Raw genomic sequence first — 14,830 nt, 5'->3', positions numbered from 1 at the left:
CGGTCGGGGCCACCGGGCAAAGCTCCGCGCAATATAGCCGGGCACCTGTGGCACCGCCTGCCACCGCTTGCGGCAGCCGCGTCGGGGGCGCTACATTTGGTATTCTGCGGAGCGGTTTCGCTTCCCGAAGAGGTTGAGATTCGAGCAATACACCATGAAAAAGCTGCTGCGGCTTCTGCTGTGCGCCATCCTGGGCGGAGGAATTGGTCTGTTAAGCGCCCGGCACGGGTGGGCTTTCCCGGTGAACTTACACTGGAGCAGCGCAGAATTTCTGGGGCTGCTGGCCCTGCTGCCGGTGTCTTGGCTGGTGGCCGTGGGCCTGCACGAACTCGGCCACGCGCTGGCCGGCCGCCTGCAGGGGTTTCGCCTGCACTGGCTTACGGTGGGGCCGCTGATGTGGCGCCGCCAGCCCTCGGGGCGCCTGCGCTTCGGGTGGAACCGCAGCCTCAACGCCGCCGGCGGCCTGGCCCTGAGTGCGCCGCCGGACGATTTGCGCCTCTGCGAGCGGTTTCGCGTGTTCATAGCGGGCGGACCGCTGGCAAGCCTGGCCTGGGGTGCACTGGCGCTGGGCCTCTACGCGCTGCTGCCCGGTGCGGCCCAGGCCACGGTGCCGGCCGTGGCGCTGAGCCTGAGCGGGGCCCTTTCCCTTTTGCTGGGCGTTATCAATCTGCTTCCCTTGCAAGCTGGAGGATTTGCCAGCGACGGCATGCGCCTGCTCAACCTGAGCCGCCCGGGACCCAAACGGGAGATGGAAGCGTGCATGCTGACGGCCACCATCCACAGCATGGCCGGGATGCGCCCCCGTGAGCTGAGCCGCCCCGCCCTGGAAGCCGCTGCTGCGCTCGACGTCAAGCACCCGTTTCGGCCCTACGTGCCCTATTACCTTTATCTGCACCACCTCGATTCGGGTAACCCGACCGCGGCCGGGCAGCACCTGAGCCAGTACCGCCAGCACCTGCCCGAGCTGCCCAAAGCGCTGCAAGCCAGCGGCTGGCTGGAAGCAGCCTTCTTCAGCGCTGCCTACGAACACGATGCCGCCGCGGCCCAGAGCCACCAGGCCGTGGCCAAAGTCAATGCCTTCACCCCGGCCGACCAGCCGTACCGCGTCGAAGCTGCCCTGGCCCGCCTCGCCGGTGATGCCGAACGTGCCCGCACCCAGGCCCAGGCGGCATTGCGCGAGCTGCCCCGCAACCTCGACCAAGGCAGTGCCCGTCTGTACCAGGAGTGGCTGCTGGATACCGTCCGCTGGGCCGAGCAGGAAGCTGCAGCGGTTAAGCCGGTTTAGGAGCTAATTCTGGAGTGCTGGTTATCAAGTCATGCTGAGCTTGCCGAACACGGTTGGTTACAAGCTACGCTGTGGCAAGCTTGCGTTAGGTGACCCGGGGGGAGGGGCGTTTTGACTTTGGATCAAGGCAAGCGAACCTGCTTCAAATCCGAGCTGCTGCAGCACCCCAAGCACAAACGGCGTCTTGCCGGCTACGTAGCGGTCCATGTCGCCCGGAAATGCGGCGGCTAGCTCTTCCTTTAGTTGGCCGTAAGCCCGGGCCTGCTGCGGGTGCGAGCGAAGGTAGTCCCGGAATGTGAGGTGGTTCAGCAGACTCAGGCTGCCCCGTGGGCACACGTACAAGTGGTGAGGCGGCCAGGCTTTGCCGGAGCCGTCGAGCGGCACCAGCGCAGAGGTGCGCTTAAAGGCTTCCCGGCCGGCAATGCCTTGGTTGCCGACGTGGTGGTAGCCCAAAGCGGCCAGCCTGGGCACGACGGCTGCCAGCTGGCCTGCTTCCGCTATGATGATGTCAACGTCGATGACGGGCTTGGCTTGCAGGCCCGGAACCGAAGTGCTGCCAACGTGCTCGATTCCTTCGACCAAACCGACCAAAGCTGCTTCGTACACGTCCTTCAGCTGCTGAAACACCACCGGCCATTGGTCGGAGTATGGCGTTAGCACGATTGGCTTTGGGGCAGGCATCGAGGCGGTGGAAGGATGTGAAGGTCGCTATAAGCATTTCTGATGCAGCTCCAGCGGCGCGGCAACGGCTGGCCGCTGGTGGGCAAGGGAGGCTGCGGCTTCGGCTAGTCACGAGTTGCGTTGCGCCAACGTACTCTAGAAGAGTAATTATTTTCTATTCCAAAGCAGTTGAAGTTCTTGCCATGTTCTCGCTCCCAACTCTCCAATCCGAAGCCATTCAGGGTCATTCAGAATGGCTTCATCGTTGTAATCATCATTGCAAGGAGAATTGTAACTGTTAAGTGCCTCGTGCCATTCGGTCAGAATGTCCTTTTCCCATTTACTTACATAGCCATTATCCATAAGCTGATTGTAAGTCAATCCGCACAGCAAATCATCGAAATAGCAGCTCATAAACTCTACATACGTGTAGTGTACGCTAGGCTTAACTACATCCAACCACGTTTTGCGCTGATGCTCGATGGACGTCAATTCTTCAATTGAAGACTTCCATCGGACCCGCCACATCTCGCGTAGCTCCTCATCAGAGAATGAATCTGATGGTGTTAGATGAGTATCAGTGGCCATATGTGCTGCTTATTATTTCGAATGGAACAACGCTGCCCAGACGACTCCAAGCGGCGCGGGACCGGCTGGCCGCTGGGGGGCCGTGGGAGGCTGGGGCTTCTCGTCAGGAATGGGTCGGAATTACGCATCTAGCGCGTTGCGCAATTGTGCGGCCCCTCACGTTGAATGTCATGCTGAGCGCAGGGTAGCTGTTACTTTGAATAGTATAAGATTTTCGTCAGCAATACTTTCTCTATTGAACCCCAATCTTTCTAGAAGTCTTGTTGATTCTTGATTCTCGAAGTGCGAATAAGCTTCTATCGAGTTTAGTCCAATGTCTTTGAATCCAAAGTCGACTACTTTTTGGGCTGCTTCTTGCATTATTCCTTTTCTCTGGAAGTCTGGTAGCAATTCAAATCCAATTTCCGCCGTGGTATTATCTTTTGAAAAGCTGTACAAGCAAATTGTTCCGATTAGTTTTTTGTCGTCGCCAAGTGTAATGCCCCAGTAAATGGATTCGTCCCGTTGAACGTTTTCATTGATAGCCCGGATGAAATTCTGGGCATCCTTCATTGATTCGCTAGGCTTTCTACCAAGGTATTTGTTTACCTGCTTGCTTGAACGCAAGCTAAATATTGCTTCGTCATCACTGCTGCTGAGTTGCCGCAAGGTCAGCCTTGTTGTTTTTATAACCGGAAACGGAGTAAGAGCCTGTTTGGGAATCTGATTTGAGTTAAACAGAAACGAGCCAGTAAGTTGCAGGCGGAGTTCCTAGGCTCCGGTCTGCATTATGGTTGCGTGCTATCAACCCCTTACTGACTCGCAGTGGCAAGTTATGCGCTGCCTGCTGCCGCTGCAACGCAAGCGGCGCTTGTGCCTGCGGCGTGTGGTGGACGCGTTGCGCTACGTGTGCCGCACGGGCTGCCAGTGGCGCTGCTTACCCGCCGCGTTTCCGCCCTGGCCGGCGGTGTATTACTATTTCCGCCGCTGGCAGCAGGACGGCACGCTGCAGCAGCTGAACCGGGCCCTGAACGCGGCGGACCGGCAAGCGCAGGGGCAAGCGGCCACGCCGGCGGTGCTGTGCCTGGACAGCCAAAGCATCAAGTTGGCCCCGCGCATCGCCGAGCACCGCGGCACGGACGGGGGCAAGTGCGTCAACGGACGCAAGCGGCAGGTGCTGGTGGACCGGCAAGGCCGCGTCTGGGCCTGCCGCACGCACGCGGCCAACCTGCACGACAGCCGCGGGGCCGCCCCACTCTTGCTGCAGCGCCGCCAGTGGGGCCCGCGCCTGACCACCGTCGTCACCGACCGTGCCTACCGCGGCCATTTCGCCGAAGGGCTCTTGGCCCGCGGCCTGCGCCACGAAGTCAGCAGCCGCCCGCCCGCCAGCCGCGGCTTCGTGCCCGTGGGCTGCCGCTGGGTCGTCGAGCGCACGTTTGCCTGGCTCAACTTCTTTCGGCGTGTGGTGATGGATTACGAGTACACGCCCGAAAGCCACGCCGCCTGGATTCTCTGGGCCAACGTATCGCTCTGCCTCAACAGACTACTTTGAATTCCCAAACACGCTCTAAAGCTTTTGTTCATCATTTTTACTGAGTACTGGTGAGGAAATCGAGAGGCCGGGCATCTGCCAACAGCATGATTAGCGGCGCGGTACCGGCTGGCCGCTGCGGCGGCTGGGGCTTCTGCAGAGACTACATCAGTTGCAAACTATAGGGCCTTATAAGCCGAAAGCAAACTCCTTGCTTCAAGATCATCAAAAACACGTTTGTTATTGACCATTGGATTAAGGGAGTTTGGTCCTTGAGCAAAATAAGCTGCAACCGGACCGCGAAGCCCATATTTATCATCAAGGAAAAGTTGGGGATATCCTTCATGAGCCATATAGATATCTACATCAAGGCCATTTACTTTGAACGAAGTGTCTCTCATAGCCCTTGCTTCTACAACCGCATCCATCGAAAAGCCAGCTATTACGGCATTCTCTTCTAATGAGAAAAACTTTACCTCATTATTGTTGCTGATTTTAGCCGGGTCCAGAAATAATTTGTAGACGTTTTCAAATTCTTTTGGTAAGGTGATACTAACTTTATCGAATATGAATCCTTTTTCTATAGAGTATACGCCAATTGGCTTGAAAAATTCTGTCATATTTCTAACTAGGCCAAAGGATTCTTTTCTAGTAGGGCCGAACATTCGCTGTACAAGTATCTCAAGATTTACCGTTCTGTCGTTGACTTTATATAAGCGGAATGGCATGTCATACTTGTCAATCGGAGCTATCTGCTTGGTCGACTTGGTTAATTTTTTTGCTTGCTCTATCACTTCCTTTGTGAATAGAGTCAGTACCATTTCTTGCTGTGGGTTCATATTGCTAAGATTTAAGGAAGATGTTCTTGTCGATCCAATTCTCTGCGACTCTTTTGCAAGTGTCTTCAAAGATTTTGGTATAAACGTCTCTTAAGTTGTTTGCTTGTTCTTTGTATTTGCTGCCGAAGAAATTATGAAATTTTTCATGCATATATGGCGAAAAGGCCAACTCACTAGTTGATTTGATGCCTTGTGCCTTAAATTCGGCCATGATAAATAAAGAAAAATCTTTCGCTAACGTGTCAAAAGGAATTAAGCCTCTTGTCTGACTTTCGTACTCTGATAAAAAATCCGAAAGCAATAATCTATCAATTAGTATGTGCCTTTGTTCGTCAATAAAATCAGTTGGAGCGTTGTTTGTGATTTTATCTGCTAGTTTTCTGTTTTCAATGCTCTGGTCACCACAATGGGAGGAAAAATACCCGTCTATATAGCTAACTACGTCTCCTTTAACTTTGTCAAAATAAATTAATTGATCATTTGTTCGGCACTGTCCTATGAAAGTCGAGAAGATTATATCGTCGGTTAGTTTCGATTTGTTAATGAATTTTTGCTCTAAGACATCCCCGTTAGGGTAAAGCTTGTGAATATTAGAAAAATCTATTTCATTTTCATTAAAGTAATCGTCTTCATTGTTGATAAAAAATATGTGTTCAAAAAAATTAGCGCTAATATATTCAATAAGTGAATCAATGTTATCCTCCCCAAGCATCTTGGCTAAAGATGGGGAGCTGAATACGCTATTTTGTATGGATTGATTTATCGACCTTTTAGCCTTATGTGCTATTTTAAATGATTGTTCAATGTTGCCAATAACAAGATTACCATATGCTAGGTGATACAGCACTTGTGGCTTAGCAATGTTACCATACTCTGTCATCTGGTTAGCTTGCCTGAAATGTTCCAGAGCTTTTTTGACAGATGCAGCATCTTGCTTGTTAAGCAGGTGCATTCCTTGTTGGAGATGAAAAGAAAAGTCCATATAAAAGAAAAACCGGATCAGGTCTTAGGTGACCTAATCCGGCGTAAAGTAAGGAATTGCTATAATTCTCGAGAAACTGTAACAATGTTTATTTACATATTCCGCCGGTACTGCCCGCCTACTTCGAACAGGGCGTTGGTAATCTGCCCGAGGGAGCAGGACTTCACCGTTTCCATCAGCTCCTCGAAGAGGTTGCCGTTTTGCACGGCCACTTGTTGCAGGCGCTTCAGGGCGGCGTCGGACTTGTCGCGGTTGCGGGCGTGCAGGGCCTGGAGCATGGTGATTTGGTACTGCTTTTCGTCCTCGGTGGCGCGGATAACCTCGGCGGGCTGCACCGTGGGCGAGCCTTTGGAGGAGAGGAAGGTGTTCACCCCGATGATGGGCAGCTCGCCGGTGTGCTTCTGCATCTCGTAGTACAGGCTTTCCTCCTGGATTTTGCCGCGCTGGTACATGGTTTCCATGGCGCCCAGCACGCCGCCGCGCTCGGTGATGCGGTCAAACTCCAGCATCACGGCCTCTTCCACCAGGTCGGTCATTTCCTCGATGATGAAGGAGCCCTGGATGGGGTTTTCGTTTTTGGCCTGGCCCAGCTCCCGGTTGATGATGAGCTGAATGGCCATGGCCCGGCGCACCGATTCCTCGGTGGGCGTGGTAATGGCCTCGTCGTAGGCGTTGGTGTGCAGGGAGTTGCAGTTGTCGTAGATGGCGTACAGGGCCTGCAGGGTGGTGCGGATGTCGTTGAAGTCGATTTCCTGGGCGTGCAGGCTGCGGCCGGAGGTCTGAATGTGGTACTTCAGCATCTGCGAGCGGGCGTTGGCCCCGTACTTCAGCTTCATGGCCTTGGCCCAGATGCGGCGCGCCACGCGGCCCATCACGGCGTACTCGGGGTCCATGCCGTTGGAGAAGAAGAACGAGAGGTTGGGCGCGAAGTCGTTCACGTCCATGCCCCGGCTCACGTAGTACTCCACGAAGGTAAAGCCGTTCGACAGCGTGAGGGCCAGCTGGGTGATGGGGTTGGCCCCGGCCTCGGCAATGTGGTAGCCCGAGATGGAGACGGAGTAGAAGTTGCGGACCTTCTCCTTGATGAAGTACTCCTGCACGTCGCCCATGAGGCGCAGGGCAAACTCGGTGCTGAAGATGCAGGTGTTCTGGGCCTGGTCTTCCTTCAGGATGTCGGCCTGCACGGTGCCGCGCACCTGGCTGAGCGTGCGCGCCTTGATGGGCCCGTACACCTCGGCCGGCAGCACCTGGTCGCCGGTCACGCCCAGCAGCATGAGGCCCAAGCCGTCGTTGCCCTCGGGCAGGGCGCCCTGGTAGCGCGGGCGCTCCTGGCCGCGCTCCTTATAGATGGCGTCAATCTTGGCGTCGATTTCGGCTTCCAGTCCGTGCTCCTGGATGTACAGCTCGCACTGCTGGTCGATGGCCGCGTTCATGAAGAAGGCGGCCAGGGTGGCGGCGGGGCCGTTGATGGTCATCGACACGGAGGTGACCGGGTCGGCGAGGTTGAAGCCGGAGTAAAGCTTCTTGGCGTCGTCGAGGCAGCAGATGCTCACCCCGGCGTTGCCGATTTTGCCGTAGATGTCGGGGCGGTGGTCGGGGTCTTCGCCGTAGAGCGTGACCGAGTCAAACGCCGTGCTCAGGCGCTTGGCGGGCAGGCCGGCCGACACGTAGTGGAAGCGGCGGTTGGTGCGCTCCGGGCCGCCTTCGCCCGCAAACATGCGGGTGGGGTCTTCGCCCTCGCGCTTGAAGGGGAACACGCCGGCGGTGTAGGGAAACTCGCCGGGCACGTTTTCCTGCAGCATCCACTTCAGCAGGTCGCCCCAGGCCGAGTAGCGCGGGGTGGCCACCTTGGGCACTTGCAGGTGGGAGAGGGTTTCGGAGTGCGTCTTGATGCGGATTTCCTTGTCGCGCACCTTAAAGACGAACTCCGGGGCTTTGTAGGCGGCTACCTTTTGCGGCCAGGTCTCCAGGAGTTTCCAGTTTTGCCCGTCCAGCCGTAGTTTAATTTCCTGGAAGGCTTTCTCCAGGCCGGTTGCGAGTTCGACTGGTTGGGGTCCGTCGCTGCTGCTCCCCCCGGCTCCGTGAGCTGATCCAGGCTGGCCGGCTCCGAGGCTGCGGACGGCTTCGAGGCTTTGCTGGAGTCCGTAGAGTTGCTGAGCAACTCCGGCTTGTTTTTCCACCCACTGGTCATATTGACGGATCGTTTCGGTGATTTCGGAGAGGTAACGGGTGCGGTGCGGCGGAATGATGTAGACTTTCTCGCTCGCGTCGTTGCTGGTTTCGAGGTGGGAGAGGAACGTGGCGCCCGTCTTCCGCTCGATGGTGCTGAGCACGGCCCGGTACAGGCGGTTCATGCCCGGGTCGTTGAATTGGGAGGCGATGGTGCCGTATACGGGCAACTCGTCGGCCTTGGTATCCCAGAGTTGGTGGTTGCGCTGGAACTGCTTGCGCACGTCGCGCAGGGCGTCCTGGGCGCCGCGCTTGTCGAACTTGTTCAGGGCAATGACGTCGGCGAAATCGAGCATGTCGATTTTCTCCAGCTGCGTGGCCGCCCCGTACTCGGGCGTCATCACGTAGAGGCTGGCGTCGGAGTGCTCGATGATTTCGGTGTCGCTCTGCCCGATGCCGGAGGTTTCGAGAATGATCAGGTCGAAGTCGGCGGCGCGCACCACGTCCACCGCGTCCTGCACGTACTTGCTCAGGGCGAGGTTGCTCTGGCGGGTGGCCAGGCTGCGCATGTACACGCGCGGGTTGTTGATGGCATTCATCCGGATCCGGTCCCCCAGGAGGGCGCCGCCGGTCTTGCGCTTGCTCGGGTCCACCGAGATGATGGCAATGGTCTTGTCGGGGAAGTCGAGCAGGAAGCGGCGCACCAGCTCGTCCACCAGGCTCGACTTGCCAGCGCCGCCGGTGCCGGTGATACCGAGAATCGGCGCTTTCTTGGGCGAGGACGAAGCGGCGTTGAGGCGCTGGTCGCTGCCGAACTCGGCCTTCTGGAAATCGGCGACGAGTTGGCCTTTCACCCGCTCGAACTCGTCGGGAAAGTTCTCCGCGGCCGAAATCAGGCGGCCCAGGGAGCGGGCGTCTTTTTCCTTGACGTGGCCGGCTTCGCCGTTCAGGTTCTGGCCCGTGGGGAAGTCGGCTTTTTCGAGCAGGTCGTTGATCATGCCCTGCAGGCCCATGGCGCGGCCGTCGTCGGGGCTGTAGATGCGGGTGATGCCGTAGCCCTGCAGCTCCTCGATTTCGGCGGGCAGGATGACGCCGCCGCCGCCGCCGAAGATTTTGATGTGACCCGCGCCGCGCTCCTGCAGCAGGTCGTGCATGTACTTGAAAAACTCGTTGTGGCCGCCCTGGTAGCTGGTAATGGCAATGGCCTGGGCGTCTTCCTGAATGGCGCAGTCCACGATTTCCTGCACCGAGCGGTTGTGGCCAAGGTGAATGACCTCGGCCCCGCTGGCCTGGATGATGCGGCGCATGATGTTGATGGCCGCGTCGTGGCCATCGAACAGCGCCGCTGCCGTAACGATGCGGACGTGGTTCTGGGGTTTATAGGGAGCTACGGGAGCTGGGTGCATGGTAGGGTTCCGAACGAGTGGGAAATGGGCGGCTAAAGTACGAAAAAGCCCCGGTGGGGGTGACACGCGGGGCTAACGGGTGTTAGGCAAGAAAAGCAGCTCAGTCGGCCACTTTGAATTTTACCTCAGTGCCATCAGGAAGCCCACTTAACTGTTCGTGGAGCGTTCCGGTCAGGTCCAGATGAGTTTGGAGCTCGGTGGGATACAAATTATTGGGCTTGTATTCACCTCCAAGCAGCGGTAACAGTGTAAAGCTGTACACTTCGGCTGGGCCGAGTATTAAGCCAGCCTGCGCCGCGTCTTGCACCAAATCAGGCAGCAACCAGTAATCATGATTTTCGGGGTACTGCAGAACTGAATAAAATTCTTCGGTATTAGCGGCTAGCTGGGTAAGGTCGCCGGTACCGGTATCCAGCCACTTGACGGATTGGTCGGGGTAGCGTAGAAACAAGTCGCCAAAAAGCGAAGCGAACAGCACTGTAATCCCTTTGTCTACAAGCCATAGCCAAGCTTTGAGCAGCTCATTCGCGTTGTCGGCGCTGACACTTTTAATAAGATGAGGGCTAGGAGAGGTCATGAATCAATGGTAGACCGTGGCAACGCATGAACGGAAGTGGCAAGAACTGGAATAGAGCTGACAAGAACCTCGAAGAAGGCCTCATAAGCTTCAACGGCGGTGACATGAACCTCGAAGAAGGCGGCATGAACTTCGACGAGCATGACATGAACTTCAACGAAGGTGTCATTGGCTTCAACAAACGTGACATGAGGTTCAATGGTGATGACATGGACTTCAACGGAGCTGACATGAACCTTGCGCGAGGTGACATGAACTTCAACGAAGGCGTCATGAACCTTATGCGGGTTGACGTGAACTCCAACGAACGAGACATGGACTTTGCAGCTGGTGGCATTAGGCTCGACAGCGGAGCTAAGCCACTAGATGCTTTCAGGCCGCACTTGTCCCTAGCTCCAGCAGCCAGCACGGCGGCTCGGCCTCCAGGGCCAGGGCAGCGAGGTTGAGCCAGCAGCCTGCGCGGTCCAGCACCTCCGAGTCGGACGTGACGACCACCTCCGGGGTAGCGGCCAGCACCGTGTCGGGGTTCATCACCACTTCGGCCGTCCAGGACAGGCTGAGTTCGGGGCCCAGGTCGCGCAGGCGGGCGGCGAGGCGGCCGCTGTTGGATACGGGCTGATCGAGCAGCCAGCGGATGGGGCCGGGGTTCAGGGGGCGCAAGGCCGCGGCGGCGAGGCGGATGGCGCGGTCGGTTTCCTGCACGGCGCGGTAGGTGCCGTGGATGCTCGACAGGTCGCGCAGGGCCGTGTCGCGGCCGCGCAGCACCACGCCGCCGCTCAGGGCCGTTTCGAGGGTAATGAGCAGGTTGAAGCCGTCGATGGCGACGGGCCGGCCGCCGAGGTCGGCGGTGGGCAGCTGCTTGGCGCGGCGTCCGTGGTACTGCTCGTCGGTGCAGGCGGCGCGGCCCACGGCCCAGCGCTGCCGCTCGGTGAGGGCGTACCGGTCGCCAACGAGCTTGAGGGTACCGCCGGGCGGGTAGCCGCGCGTCAGCAGCCAGGATATTTCGGCCGTGGCGCGGCGCAGCTCGGGCAGCCAGCGGGGCGCAAACAACTCGGTATCGGCGGGGTGGGGGCCGCGGTGGCGGGTGTCGGCAGGGCGCATAGGCAGGCAACGGGCAGTGGCGGGGCAAGTTGCACCCGGCAGCGTCAGACTTCCTACCGAGCCGTGAGTGGGGCCCCAGGCCCGGGGCGCGGCTCCGCTACTCCATCAGCAGGTCGAAGTACAGGCTGGGCTGCATGGCGTGAATGGTCCACAGGGCCTGGCTGTTTTCGCGCTCCACCATCGTCTGTTTGGGGTGGCGCTTGACGGGGATGGAGAAGTACTTGTTTTCGGGCCGCGTCTTCTCGCTTTGCAGCCACTGAATGGTGGCCACCACCGGCTGGGCCTCCAGCGTGAGGTGGTAGGGGCGCAGGTCCACGGTCAGCCAGCCTTTCTGCCAGCGGCCGGTAGTCAGCTGCACGTCCTGGGAGAGCAGCGCCCGGCCGGGGCGGCCGTTTTCCAGGGCGTACAGGTTCAGGCGGAAGCGCAGGTGGTCGTAGGTGTTGTCGTGGAGAAAGACGTGAAACTCCTCCAGCAGGGCGGCGCGCTTGGGCGTGAGCACCGTGCCCAACTCCCAGCCCCACTCGTCGTCGACCGTCGTTTTGCCCGAGGAGCCGGCCATCCAGCGCACGTCGCCCTTCTCCTGATTGCGGCCCAGCCGGGCCGGGTGCACGGGGCGGTGCGTGACGGCCACGGCGGCTAGCGCCTGCTCCTGGGGCTGCAGCTTGAACACGCGCTGCCCGGCGGCCAGCGCGGCGGGCAGCACCACCTCGCGCGAAAACCCCACGCTGGTGATGATGAGCGTGTCGGCCGGGCCGGCGGGCAGGCGCAGCACGTAGCGGCCCTGCTCATCGGCCACGGTGCCCAGGCCCCGGCGCGGCACGCCCAGCGTGGCGAAGGGGACGGGCTGCCCGGTGCGGGCATTCAGCACTTGCCCTTCCAGGGGCGGCACGGCGGTTTGGGCCGCCGCGAGCAGGGGCGGGGCACTCAGAAGAAAACCGCACAGGAGCCGGCGAAGCAGGGGAAGCATAAGAAGCGGGAACGAACGGACCCAAAACGAAGAATACGGCCCGGCGGATTGGAAAAGCTCCCGGCAACAACGGCGCAAAAGTACCGATTCGGCCGCTGGAACGCGCTCAGAAACGGGGTGCGCGTACCCGCAGCTGCGGCCCCGGCCCCGCAAGCCAAACGTGTTCCGGGCCGAAAAAGGCCACGGGGCCGCCCACTGCCCCCGATGGCAGCGCTTCGGCGCGCCAGGTGCGGCCCGCATCGGGGCTGTGGTAAAAACGGGTTTGGTTCAGGGGCGCGTCGGCGGTCAGCAGTACGGATAAGCTGCTGCCGGCCTGGTGCAGGGCTATCGGGCGCAGGTGCTCCCCGCGGCCTGGCGCGAAGCGATGAACCACGGCGCACCGGCCGCTGCGCGCATCGCGGCGCAGCACCAGCGCACTGCCGTCGGCGGCCGCGGCGGCCAGCCACAGGTTGCCGGCCGCGTCGAGCTGCGGAGGCGCCGTTACGCGGCCGCCCGGAATGGTTTCGGTCGTCACGCGGCCCGTGCGCCAGTCGACGCGGGCCAGCGAGGTAGCCGCCGCGTCGGGGTTCGGGTGCGGCGGCGCAAGCAGCAGCCAGGCCGAGCCATCGGGGGCGGCTACGCCGGTCCGGGTCGCAGCCGGCAGCTCCAGCTGCGCCGGCAGCCAGTGCCGCCCGCCGTCGGTGGTGTAGTATGTGGCCGCGCCGCCGGCTTGGGGAGTAGTGGTCAGCGCGAAGCCGTGCACGGTATCGGCAAAGCTGAGGGTGAAGATGCGGCCGGGCACCCGGCCCAGCGGCTGCCAGGTTTCGCCGCCGTTAGTAGAGCGCAGCACCCGCGACGTATCCCGGGGGCTACTGGCGGAGCGCGGCCGCAGCTCCACGGCGTAGGCCGCGCGCCCGACGCGGGTGCCCAGCACAAAGCCTCGGCCTTTGCTCAGGGCCCGCATCCGCCACGTCAGCCCGCGATCGGTGGTGCGGAAGATGGTCGATACCTGCTCGTCGGCTATGGTTTGGGTTAGCTCAGCTGCCTCGCTCCAGGCGCTGCCCAGCAGCACGCCGGTGCTGTCGTCGAGGAAGAGCAGGGCCCCGGCCTGGTGGTTTTTGATGGGCAGGCCCAAGGGGGAAATCAGCTGCCAGGAAGCCGTGGGGCCCGAGCAGGCGGCCAGGCCGAGCGCCCCAAGCAGGCCCGTTGACGCAATGAGCCGCGCCGCGCGGCGGAAACGTACCATGCCGGCAAAATAAGCACGCCCCGGCCTTCGCCGGAAAAGCCCCGTCGGCCGGCGGCTTATTCGTACTGCTGCACGGCCAGGTACATGCTCACGTTGACGGGCAGCACCTTCCACTCATCCTCGCTTTTGTTGCGCACGGCCACGCGGTGGGTGGGCGAGGGGAAGGCCCCGGGCCCCCCGAAGGCTTTGGCGGAAGTCGGAAGCTTGGTGCCCTGCAGCCACTGAATGCCGGCGGCCACGGTCTGGCCCTTGGGCAGCTGAATGTTGTATTGGCTCAGGTCCACGCTGGTCCAGCCGGTTTGCTCCCGCGGAATGGTAAACTGAATGTCGTCGGTGAGCAGCTGCCGCCGGGGCTTGCCGTTCTCCACGGCGTAGAGCGTGAAGCGCAGCCGAATCGGGTCGAACCCGTTCTGCTCGATGTACACGTGGAACGCGTCGAGGTAGCAGCTTTTGCGCACCGGCAGCAGCGTGCTCACTTCCCAGCCCCGCTCGTCGCGGCCGGCGTTCAGGCCGGCTGCCGCCGGGGAATTGTCGCGGATGGCCGTGGTCCAGTGGGCGCTGCCGCCTAGGGCTTGCCGGCCGAGGATGGCGGGCGTGAGGCGGCCGTGCCGCACCTGCACCTCCTGCAAGGCCTGCACGCCGGGCTGCAGCGTCCACACGGCGTCGGGTTGGCGCAGCTGGCCCACCGTGAGGCGCCGCGACTGAAACCCGACGCAAGAAATGATAACCGAATCGGTGGCGGGCAGCGCCGCGGGCACGGCAAAGGCGAAACGGCCCGCGTCGTCGGTAGTCGAGCCCAGAGGGCGCCCCTTCACGCCCACCGTGGCGTAAGCGACGGGCAGGCTGGTGGGGGGCGCCACCACGCGGCCGGTGAGCAGCTGCGCCTGCGCGCTCAAACAGCCCAGTAAACCCAGGAGCAGGAAAAACGGAAAACGGACGTACATAAACATAACGGTGGGCAGCAGTTTAGGCCAGGAGCAGGCCGGGACCTGAGAGGTTGTATGGGCCGCGGCAAAAATGCTCCGAAAATATTGGTGGGGCCACCGTGCGCGGGGCGGTCAGCCTTGCTTGGCTGCCTGCTGGTACCTGCCCGTAGGTGGTTAGCTGCTGCGTGGGCGAGACAATCCGGTAGGCCACGCGCCTTGGCCACCAGCGGCTTGGCACTTCACCGGGTCGGTGGGAAAGCTCCACGGGTACCCGCCAGCAGCGGGGCGTGGCAGCCGCGCCCGGCCACGAATCTTGGCGGCCGGGCAAGCTGACGAGGGCGCGGGCAAATGCCCGGGGCCGCATGGCCGCACCGGCCTTCGCACGCGCACAGCCGCCTGATCAGCTCGTTCATGCAAAGCTTCGCGGGCAGCGAAAAAAATCTACAAAACCGGAACATAATAGTATTGCTTTAGTTTGTGATAGTAATACTACCAAGAAAGATATATAAACTTTCACGCGGCTCGACTTTCAGCATACAGGTTCTCTTGGTGCCCAGCGCGAGGCGGTACGCGCAACTCTCACCCAAACTCCTTT

General features: G+C 60.3%; 14 protein-coding genes. 2 read left to right on the top strand and 12 right to left on the bottom strand.

The window, feature by feature from the left end; translation table 11 throughout:
• The first annotated feature begins 154 nt into the window (after positions 1-154).
• Complete coding sequence (locus tag ACYVKQ_RS01895) at positions 155-1,285, top strand: zinc metalloprotease (protein WP_460575029.1); 1,131 nt, start codon at positions 155-157, stop codon at positions 1,283-1,285.
• A 57-nt stretch (positions 1,286-1,342) separates the two neighbouring features.
• On the opposite strand, the gene ACYVKQ_RS01890 is transcribed toward ACYVKQ_RS01895, so the two are convergent.
• From ACYVKQ_RS01890 to ACYVKQ_RS01880, 3 genes are all read right to left on the bottom strand, one after another.
• Positions 1,343-1,966: a GrpB family protein gene (locus ACYVKQ_RS01890; protein WP_460575027.1), complete on the bottom strand. Its 624-nt coding sequence runs from the start codon at positions 1,964-1,966 to the stop codon at positions 1,343-1,345.
• Between the two features lie 147 nt (positions 1,967-2,113).
• Positions 2,114-2,533, bottom strand: coding sequence for a hypothetical protein (locus ACYVKQ_RS01885; RefSeq protein ID WP_460575025.1), 420 nt, complete (start codon positions 2,531-2,533; stop codon positions 2,114-2,116).
• Between the two features lie 168 nt (positions 2,534-2,701).
• Positions 2,702-3,181, bottom strand: a complete 480-nt coding sequence (locus ACYVKQ_RS01880) for a GNAT family N-acetyltransferase (protein ID WP_460575023.1) — start codon at positions 3,179-3,181, stop codon at positions 2,702-2,704.
• Positions 3,182-3,302: 121 nt separating this feature from the next.
• Between ACYVKQ_RS01880 and ACYVKQ_RS01875 the strand changes: the two genes are divergently transcribed.
• Positions 3,303-4,064 carry an IS5 family transposase gene (locus tag ACYVKQ_RS01875; RefSeq protein ID WP_460575021.1) on the top strand — a complete coding sequence of 254 codons (762 nt, stop codon included), beginning with the start codon at positions 3,303-3,305 and terminating at the stop codon, positions 4,062-4,064.
• Between the two features lie 158 nt (positions 4,065-4,222).
• Here the strand turns inward: ACYVKQ_RS01875 and ACYVKQ_RS01870 are convergent, their stop codons facing one another.
• The 9 genes from ACYVKQ_RS01870 to ACYVKQ_RS01830 form a co-directional block, all read right to left on the bottom strand.
• Complete coding sequence (locus ACYVKQ_RS01870) at positions 4,223-4,882, bottom strand: hypothetical protein (RefSeq protein ID WP_460575019.1); 660 nt, start codon at positions 4,880-4,882, stop codon at positions 4,223-4,225.
• 4 nt (positions 4,883-4,886) lie between these two features.
• Positions 4,887-5,864, bottom strand: a complete 978-nt coding sequence (locus ACYVKQ_RS01865; protein WP_460575017.1) for a hypothetical protein — start codon at positions 5,862-5,864, stop codon at positions 4,887-4,889.
• A 92-nt stretch (positions 5,865-5,956) separates the two neighbouring features.
• Positions 5,957-9,439: a methylmalonyl-CoA mutase family protein gene (locus tag ACYVKQ_RS01860; RefSeq protein ID WP_460575015.1), complete on the bottom strand. Its 3,483-nt coding sequence runs from the start codon at positions 9,437-9,439 to the stop codon at positions 5,957-5,959.
• Positions 9,440-9,539: 100 nt separating this feature from the next.
• Positions 9,540-10,016, bottom strand: coding sequence for a T6SS immunity protein Tdi1 domain-containing protein (locus ACYVKQ_RS01855; RefSeq protein ID WP_460575013.1), 477 nt, complete (start codon positions 10,014-10,016; stop codon positions 9,540-9,542).
• Entirely contained in the window at positions 10,013-10,159 is a 147-nt protein-coding gene (locus tag ACYVKQ_RS01850) for a hypothetical protein (protein ID WP_460575011.1), read from the bottom strand. Before ACYVKQ_RS01850 ends, ACYVKQ_RS01855 begins: the two co-directional genes overlap by 4 nt.
• Positions 10,160-10,388: 229 nt before the next feature.
• Positions 10,389-11,117, bottom strand: coding sequence for a DUF434 domain-containing protein (locus ACYVKQ_RS01845; RefSeq protein WP_460575009.1), 729 nt, complete (start codon positions 11,115-11,117; stop codon positions 10,389-10,391).
• A gap of 97 nt (positions 11,118-11,214) precedes the next feature.
• Positions 11,215-12,084, bottom strand: a complete 870-nt coding sequence (locus tag ACYVKQ_RS01840) for a peptidase associated/transthyretin-like domain-containing protein (RefSeq protein ID WP_460575007.1) — start codon at positions 12,082-12,084, stop codon at positions 11,215-11,217.
• Positions 12,085-12,190: 106 nt separating this feature from the next.
• Positions 12,191-13,309, bottom strand: a complete 1,119-nt coding sequence (locus tag ACYVKQ_RS01835; protein WP_460575005.1) for a WD40/YVTN/BNR-like repeat-containing protein — start codon at positions 13,307-13,309, stop codon at positions 12,191-12,193.
• Positions 13,310-13,365: 56 nt separating this feature from the next.
• Positions 13,366-14,253: a carboxypeptidase-like regulatory domain-containing protein gene (locus ACYVKQ_RS01830; protein WP_460575003.1), complete on the bottom strand. Its 888-nt coding sequence runs from the start codon at positions 14,251-14,253 to the stop codon at positions 13,366-13,368.
• Positions 14,254-14,830 lie beyond the last annotated feature (577 nt).

It is taken from the genome of Hymenobacter coalescens (assembly GCF_054783195.1).
The sequence above is the reverse complement of the archived record's forward strand: the minus strand, read 5'-3'. Positions and strand labels throughout refer to the sequence as shown.

Excerpts from the sequence above, each read along its gene's own strand:
- ACYVKQ_RS01895 (WP_460575029.1), top strand. The coding sequence starts at position 155 with ATGAAAAAGCTGCTGCGGCTTCTGCTGTGCGCCATCCTGGGCGGAGGA.
- ACYVKQ_RS01890 (WP_460575027.1), bottom strand. The coding sequence starts at position 1,966 with ATGCCTGCCCCAAAGCCAATCGTGCTAACGCCATACTCCGACCAATGG.
- ACYVKQ_RS01885 (WP_460575025.1), bottom strand. The coding sequence starts at position 2,533 with ATGGCCACTGATACTCATCTAACACCATCAGATTCATTCTCTGATGAG.
- ACYVKQ_RS01875 (WP_460575021.1), top strand. The coding sequence starts at position 3,303 with ATGGTTGCGTGCTATCAACCCCTTACTGACTCGCAGTGGCAAGTTATG.
- ACYVKQ_RS01870 (WP_460575019.1), bottom strand. The coding sequence starts at position 4,882 with ATGAACCCACAGCAAGAAATGGTACTGACTCTATTCACAAAGGAAGTG.
- ACYVKQ_RS01865 (WP_460575017.1), bottom strand. The coding sequence starts at position 5,864 with ATGGACTTTTCTTTTCATCTCCAACAAGGAATGCACCTGCTTAACAAG.
- ACYVKQ_RS01860 (WP_460575015.1), bottom strand. The coding sequence starts at position 9,439 with ATGCACCCAGCTCCCGTAGCTCCCTATAAACCCCAGAACCACGTCCGC.
- ACYVKQ_RS01855 (WP_460575013.1), bottom strand. The coding sequence starts at position 10,016 with ATGACCTCTCCTAGCCCTCATCTTATTAAAAGTGTCAGCGCCGACAAC.
- ACYVKQ_RS01850 (WP_460575011.1), bottom strand. The coding sequence starts at position 10,159 with ATGCTCGTCGAAGTTCATGCCGCCTTCTTCGAGGTTCATGTCACCGCC.
- ACYVKQ_RS01845 (WP_460575009.1), bottom strand. The coding sequence starts at position 11,117 with ATGCGCCCTGCCGACACCCGCCACCGCGGCCCCCACCCCGCCGATACC.
- ACYVKQ_RS01840 (WP_460575007.1), bottom strand. The coding sequence starts at position 12,084 with ATGCTTCCCCTGCTTCGCCGGCTCCTGTGCGGTTTTCTTCTGAGTGCC.
- ACYVKQ_RS01835 (WP_460575005.1), bottom strand. The coding sequence starts at position 13,309 with ATGGTACGTTTCCGCCGCGCGGCGCGGCTCATTGCGTCAACGGGCCTG.
- ACYVKQ_RS01830 (WP_460575003.1), bottom strand. The coding sequence starts at position 14,253 with ATGTACGTCCGTTTTCCGTTTTTCCTGCTCCTGGGTTTACTGGGCTGT.